This is a genomic window from Streptomyces laculatispora (genome assembly GCF_017353455.1).
GTDB classification, from domain to species: domain Bacteria; phylum Actinomycetota; class Actinomycetes; order Streptomycetales; family Streptomycetaceae; genus Streptomyces; species Streptomyces laculatispora.
The window spans coordinates 1-5779 of sequence record NZ_JAFMPZ010000376.1; the positions used below are offsets into that span (position 1 = coordinate 1).

The following is a 5779-nucleotide window of genomic DNA, read 5'->3' on the forward strand; positions in this document are numbered from 1 at the left end:
TCGCAAAGGTTAAATCTTAAGTTATAGAAGCCGTCGATGTATTCGAAGAGCGTGAGGTTGGCCTCGGATCGGGTGGTGAAGACCCGGCCGCGGATGCACTCCGTCTTGATCAGCATCCAAAGATTCTCCGCGAGGGCGTTATCGTACGAGTCCCCGATCGAGCCCATGGACGCCTGGATCCCCGCTCGCAGTAGGCGAGTTGTGAGCTTGATCGACGTATATTGGCAGCCGTGATCCGCGTGATGAATGAGCTGGAGCGGCTCGTCACCCGACTCCTGGCCAAGGACCCGGCGCAGCGGCCGACCTCCGCTGGAAAGGTCTGGGCCGCACTCAACGAGATCAACGACCGCCATTTCGGGGCCACACCACCCAACCGCGGCCGGGACATCGCACACGACATATCTGTCAGCCGGGCGGAAGCCACAGACGGAGCGATCATCCCGCTGCGGATCACCGCCCACAAAGCCTGCCCCGTGTGCGCCACCAGGACAGACGAGAAAACGGCCCGGGCCTGCACCACCTGCAAGGGGGAGGGCAGTGTCGTCCGCGAGCAGGGCACCTGCAAGGTCCGCATTCCTGCGGGGCTCCGGGACGGCAAGGAGATCCGGATCAGGGAGCTGGGCGAGCCGGGGAAGCACGGCGGCGCGCCGGGGGACATGTACGTCACCATGCACATCGACCGCTGAGCCTACACGCGGCCATTCGCTACCGGCCTCGCACGGCGACGGGCTGACAAACTCGCGCGGCAACAGGCCTGACCGCCCTGTTCAACGAGGACCACAAGCAGGGCAGCGAGCTAACCCGCGCCGCCCTGCTCCACGCACGGGTGATGCCGCCTCGCGCGCGCTGAACTCGACACGAGGAGCTCCATTCCACTTGCAGTACCCACCCCGACCGTGCTCAGCGAGGCGGTTCGAGAAGGTCGACGGTGGCCAGGCCGGTTTCGCCGTCGACGAGTTGGAGGGCGACTTCGGCGCGGGCGGCAAGGTCGAGCGGGTCGAGTTCCTCGGTGTAGGAGGCGTGGACGATGCGGTCGAGGCCGGCGCCCAGAAGGGGAGCGGCTGTTCGTAGGGAGGCGTCCAGGGCTACGCCTTGGGTGGCACCGCCGTGGAGGATGATGTTGCGGGTGCGGTAGAGGCGGCGCATGGCGATGCGGAACGCGTGGTTGACCTCGGCGAGTTGCTTGCCGGGATTCTGTACGAGTGCAGCCATGCGCTGGGCGGCGGCGGTGTACTTCAGGGCGAGGGCTTCGGGGCCTCCTGCGCGTAGGGCGTCGGCGACGAGGCGGGCGCGTTCGCGGTTGGCGGTGCAGGCCGCGACGGCCTCGGAGAGGGCGTCTGGCTGGGCTGGGGCGTGGCGGTGGGCCAGCGTGGTCAGCTCGGCGCGGGGCCAGGAGCAGGCGATGATGGACGCCATCCGGTCGGCGGCGACGGCCTTCCCGGATCGTTCTCCGTCGCCCCGGGGGTCGTCGGGGTGGACGAGGAGGGACTCAACTGCTGCCCAGCCGCCGGCGACGGCTGGTGCGAGGGGCCCGCGGTTGCTGACGGCGGCGAGTTCGAGGGCGTCGTCGATGCGTTCGCGGCTGTCGACCTTGTAGAGGTGGCCCTCGTAGACGAGGGAGAGGACGTCGACGCCGCGGGCCGGGGGCTCGAGCGGTACGGGGGTGTCGTACCCGGCGACCCAGATGAACGGCAGCGGCAGTACGCCTCCGCGGCGGCCGCGCAGGAACTCCGAGCGGGCGGTCATGCGGTCCAGGAGCTGGCGGGCCTGGTCGGCCGCGCCGAGGGGATCGAGCGCCTGGAGCTGGTGGACGAAGCCCCCGCCGGTGCGGAAGCCCGCGGTGTTGTGGCCGTGTTCCCGGAGCCAGGCGCCGACCTTGCCCTTGTCGAGCCAGTTCGGCAGGGGCTCGGCGAGTTCGCGGTGGGGCACCTTGTCGAGGGCCACCAGGACGTCGAAGGTCTGCGTGCGGGCACGGGCGAGTTCTGCCGCGCTCTCGGCGATGTCGGTGGCCGTCACCCGGGCGGTCTTGAGGCCGCGTGCCCAGTTGCGCAGGTGGAGGCCGCTGTAGCCGAGGTCCAAGAGGTGGGCGGCCACGGTCCGGGAGAACCGTTCGGGCTTGACCCGATTGGCTTCCTCGACGGCGATCGCCGTCACCCACCGGTCCAGATAGCCGGGGCGCAGGTGCCCGATGACCTCCTTCAGCCGGCGCCGCTCCGGGCTGGGGTCGAGGAGGGGCTTGCTGAGGAGGTTCGTGATCTCCCTGCGGAGATCCTTGTCGCCGAGGCCGGCGTCCCGGCCGAGGATGGCCTTGAGCTCATGGTGCTGCCAGTCGCACGCCGAGGACGAGAGCACGTTGTGGGCCTGCCAGTGCCCGGCCTCCCACAGTTCCTCCAGCGCGAGGACGGAGCCTATGTCCCACAGGCGGCGGGGCCAGGGCGTACGCTCGTCGGCCAAGAAGTCGGACATACGCGCGAGGACGTGACGAGCGTAGGGGTCCTGGTCTGTGGAGACCATTTGGGCACCCTATCGGAGCCTGACCAGCAGAAACTGGCGAACGTGTCTGCCGTGCTAGAATCACTGCAGACTTGAAGGGGCACTCGCCATCTATGGCCACTGCCCCACTTTTCTTTTGGTCCGCACGCCGGTCGGCGTGCGGACCATTTTTCTTGCCGGGCCCTGGTGCCGACGGAACACACGACGGCCCCGGACCAGCTCGCGGGCCGGGGCCACCAGCCCACCAACCCGGTCCCCCTGCACCCACAGCAGTCCGGCCTCACGCGACAGCGCGTGAGGCCAGGACCTGAAAGGTCGTTACCGGCTTGGCCAGGGGTAGGCCGGATCCGCGGTGATCCGCACCTGTTGCGGGGCGTTTCGGGGGAAGGTCCAGATACGGCCCAAGGTGCTGGTGGCGGTCACCGAGGTCGCGTCCAGCGTGACCTCGGCGAACGGATTGGAGGTGCCGGAGACCGCCAGCCACTCCAGGGTGCCCTCGTCGTCGCCCCGGGCCAGGGCGACCCAGCCGATGCTCCCGTGGGCCGAGGCCTCGCCGGCCAAGGCACGGCTTCCGGCGTGGGTGCACGAGGCGAACTCGGTATCCACGTCCACCCAGTCGCTGGGGGTCCACGCAGTGGCCCGCAGGAGTTCCCGCCACTGCCACGTCTGGGCGCGCGGGTCGTGGAGCCGGTCGTGCGGGGAGGATCGGACGAGCTCCATCACGGACAGCGAACCGTCGGAGAACATGATGAAGTCTCCGTCCGGTGCCTCCCTGGCGCGCCAACGTTCGTGCACCTGGTCGGAGTTGGGTATCGCAGGGAGGGAATCCATGCCCACCATGGTGACAGAGGGGAGCGCACCTCACGCCGGGGGAATCCATTCGTCGCTGGACGCGTCGCAGTGAGATGACTGCCCCCGAGGTTCCTGCAAGGTCCCTCAGCGTCCGAGTGCGGCCAGCTTCTCGCGGAGTTGGGCGACCGGCTCAGGCCCCACCTGTCGGCGGACACGCTGCTGTCCCACATCGTCGCCGCCGACACTCTCTACCTCCTGTTCTTCATGGAGGAGGTGTCCGCCCGGCTCGGGTGGGCCTGGGAGCCGCGCGAGGTGACGCCCGGCCGACGGCCCGTCATGGACATTGCTGGGATCGACCAGCGGCTCATCGGCTGGCAGTCGACCCGCCGCCAGCAGATCTAGGACGCGCTGTCCGTCCTGGTGAGCGACTACGAAGAAGAGCACGGGCATGCGCCGGGGGAGCGGGCCGGCTACGCGCTGGCCTGCCGGGCCGCCGACCGGACGCGCCCGCCGAAGCGCAAGGAACTGCGGTCGCTGTCCGAGCTGCGCGAGCGATGGCGGGAGTCAGCGATCACCGCGTTCGGCGCCGACGTCATTGACCGAATCTCGGAACGGGCGCGGGCGGCAGCCGCGGCGGTGTGGGCGCGGGTGCGGCCGGTGGTCGACGTCGTCCTGGCTGCCGTCGCTGCGTGAGCGCCGCACTCGCCACCGGTGACCAGGGCTGGGTTCAGGCGTTAGGACTGCGTGACCACGACGACGATGCGGCCAGTCCCGGCCACCGGCCGCCCCGAGCCGACTCCGGCACCGGAGGGTGAGCCGATCTTCGCGGCGCTGGCCGCCCATTGGAGGGCGGCGGGGCGTGTCGTGCCCGGTCAGACGGACCGGGAATGGGCCATGCTGGCGGGCAACTGCCCGTGGCCCGTCCCATAGAGCCAGCGCGGTGCGGCGGTCGGTCGCCCACGGCCCGCACCCGCTGTACCGGCCGGCAGCCTCGAAGCCTGCCCGGCCACGAGGCTGCCGGACCGGCCGGTCAGGTTGGGCCCCCTTCACGGTCCGGCGGCCCTCATCGGAACCCAAGGGGACCTGAGTCGCCATCAGGGCCGGTCAGCGAGCCGCAGCTTCCGCAGACCCAGGCGATACGTCCCGAGCAGGCGGGGCATCCGTCGCCTCCGGTGCAATCGCGCCATCCACGGTGCGGGAGCGCGACCCCGGGGCAGCTCAGGCCGAGGGTGCACGAAACATGGAGCCGTCCCTGTGGTCGAGCTGGTGGCCGCCGCACCCGTCGGTCCAGGTCTTCTGGGGATCGGCCATCGCCGGGCGAGGCTCTTACCAGCCGTAATGCGGCATTCTGGCGGCTTGGGCAAGGTCCTCGGGGTGCGGCGGCCGCTGGCGGCTGCGACCGTGAGAGCGAAGGCCGGTCCAGATGGGCGAGGACGGAAGGCGGCACGCCATGGTGAGGGCGCATCCTTCGCTCCTGCGGGAGCTGGTCGATCGGTGCGAGACGCTGAGGCGCCTGCCTGCCGACGGCGGCGCGGAGGCCGCACGGCAGCTTGAGGACGCGACCTACACGCTGTGCGTGGTGACGGGCACTCGCCAGCTGGAGTCGGCCCTGTACGTGGCCCGTCAACAGCTGGCCGGCGCCACGGCGAAGGAGCAGCCGCTGCGACACACTGCCCCTCGGCAACTTGTGGTCGGAGGTTTCTCTGGATACAGCCCCGCCCAGGGTCGTGAGGTTCGAAGGGGGCGTCGGTGTACGGCACGATCCAGGCGGAAGCCCACGCCACCGGGCCCGACAGCTGCCGGGTGACCGTGCCCTGCGGCCATTTCATGGTGGAGGAAGCCGCAGGGAACGCCGGGCAGTCCCTTCGCGCAAGCCTGGGATCAGGCGGCGGCATGGGTGAGTTGGGCGCGGCCGAAGAGCAGGGCGTAGCCGGTGGGGAGCTGGGTCAGGATGCGGGTGATCAGGCTGGGGCCGGCGTAGGCGTTGACGGCGGTGAGGACGGAGCCGGTGTCCCAGCGGGTGGTGGCCAGGCTCGCGCCGGTGCGGGTGGCGAGGTCCTTGACGAAGGCCCAGCCGGTCAGCGGCTGGGTGTCGGGGATCTGCGCGGTCAGTACGCGTGCAGCCTCCAGGGGGAGGCAGGCGGCCAGGTCGACGCGCTCGTCGCCGGTCAGCTGGCGTCCCAGTCCCGAAAGGACCAGGCGGACGGCTTCGTCGGCCCGCTCGCGGGTGGGGTAGGTGCCCTCGTAGCGGACCTTCTCCAGCATCTGCGCGTAGGCCGTCCCGTACGGCTGCTGGTGCTCAAGCGGTACGCGCACGTTGGTGATCACTTCTGCATGCCTTTCGTAGTGCCGGGCGAGGTGGCACCGGCGAGTGCCATCGGGGTCCAGGGCGGTGCCGGTGCCCGATGGGGTGCGGGCACCGGCGCGGGTGAGGTGGTCAGGTGGGTTGGGGGCGGCCGAAGAGGAGGTCGTAGCCGGCGGGGAGCTGGAGCAA

The 5779-nt window shown here is 70.2% G+C and carries 6 protein-coding genes and 1 pseudogene; 3 read left to right on the plus strand and 4 right to left on the minus strand.

All coding sequences use genetic code 11. The features are described from left to right. Positions 1 to 167 (minus strand): IS3 family transposase (locus tag J1C73_RS35525; RefSeq protein WP_372446710.1); only part of this gene is annotated, 167 nt, incomplete at its 3' end. A 63-nt stretch (positions 168 to 230) separates the two neighbouring features. Between J1C73_RS35525 and J1C73_RS19565 the strand changes: the two genes are divergently transcribed. Beyond that, positions 231 to 686, plus strand: a complete 456-nt coding sequence (locus J1C73_RS19565; protein ID WP_372446707.1) for a DnaJ C-terminal domain-containing protein — start codon at positions 231 to 233, stop codon at positions 684 to 686. A gap of 214 nt (positions 687 to 900) precedes the next feature. Here J1C73_RS19565 and J1C73_RS19570 read toward each other — a convergent pair whose 3' ends face one another. Both J1C73_RS19570 and J1C73_RS19575 read right to left on the minus strand, forming a co-directional pair. Further along, positions 901 to 2466, minus strand: coding sequence for a hypothetical protein (locus J1C73_RS19570; protein WP_207317547.1), 1566 nt, complete (start codon positions 2464 to 2466; stop codon positions 901 to 903). Between the two features lie 345 nt (positions 2467 to 2811). Further along, entirely contained in the window at positions 2812 to 3324 is a 513-nt protein-coding gene (locus tag J1C73_RS19575) for a hypothetical protein (protein WP_207317548.1), read from the minus strand. A 162-nt stretch (positions 3325 to 3486) separates the two neighbouring features. On the opposite strand from J1C73_RS19575, the pseudogene J1C73_RS36225 reads away from it, so the two are divergent. Further along, positions 3487 to 3969 (plus strand): annotated as a pseudogene (locus tag J1C73_RS36225) (relaxase domain-containing protein); the annotation flags it as partial. A 766-nt stretch (positions 3970 to 4735) separates the two neighbouring features. Beyond that, positions 4736 to 5092, plus strand: coding sequence for a DUF5133 domain-containing protein (locus J1C73_RS19585; protein WP_207317550.1), 357 nt, complete (start codon positions 4736 to 4738; stop codon positions 5090 to 5092). A 74-nt stretch (positions 5093 to 5166) separates the two neighbouring features. Here J1C73_RS19585 and J1C73_RS19590 read toward each other — a convergent pair whose 3' ends face one another. Next, positions 5167 to 5613: a DUF2267 domain-containing protein gene (locus J1C73_RS19590; RefSeq protein ID WP_207317551.1), complete on the minus strand. Its 447-nt coding sequence runs from the start codon at positions 5611 to 5613 to the stop codon at positions 5167 to 5169. Between the last annotated feature and the right edge of the window lie 166 nt (positions 5614 to 5779).

Excerpts from the sequence above, each read along its gene's own strand:
- J1C73_RS19585 (WP_207317550.1), top strand. The coding sequence starts at position 4,736 with ATGGTGAGGGCGCATCCTTCGCTCCTGCGGGAGCTGGTCGATCGGTGC.
- J1C73_RS19575 (WP_207317548.1), bottom strand. The coding sequence starts at position 3,324 with ATGGATTCCCTCCCTGCGATACCCAACTCCGACCAGGTGCACGAACGT.
- J1C73_RS19570 (WP_207317547.1), bottom strand. The coding sequence starts at position 2,466 with ATGTCCGACTTCTTGGCCGACGAGCGTACGCCCTGGCCCCGCCGCCTG.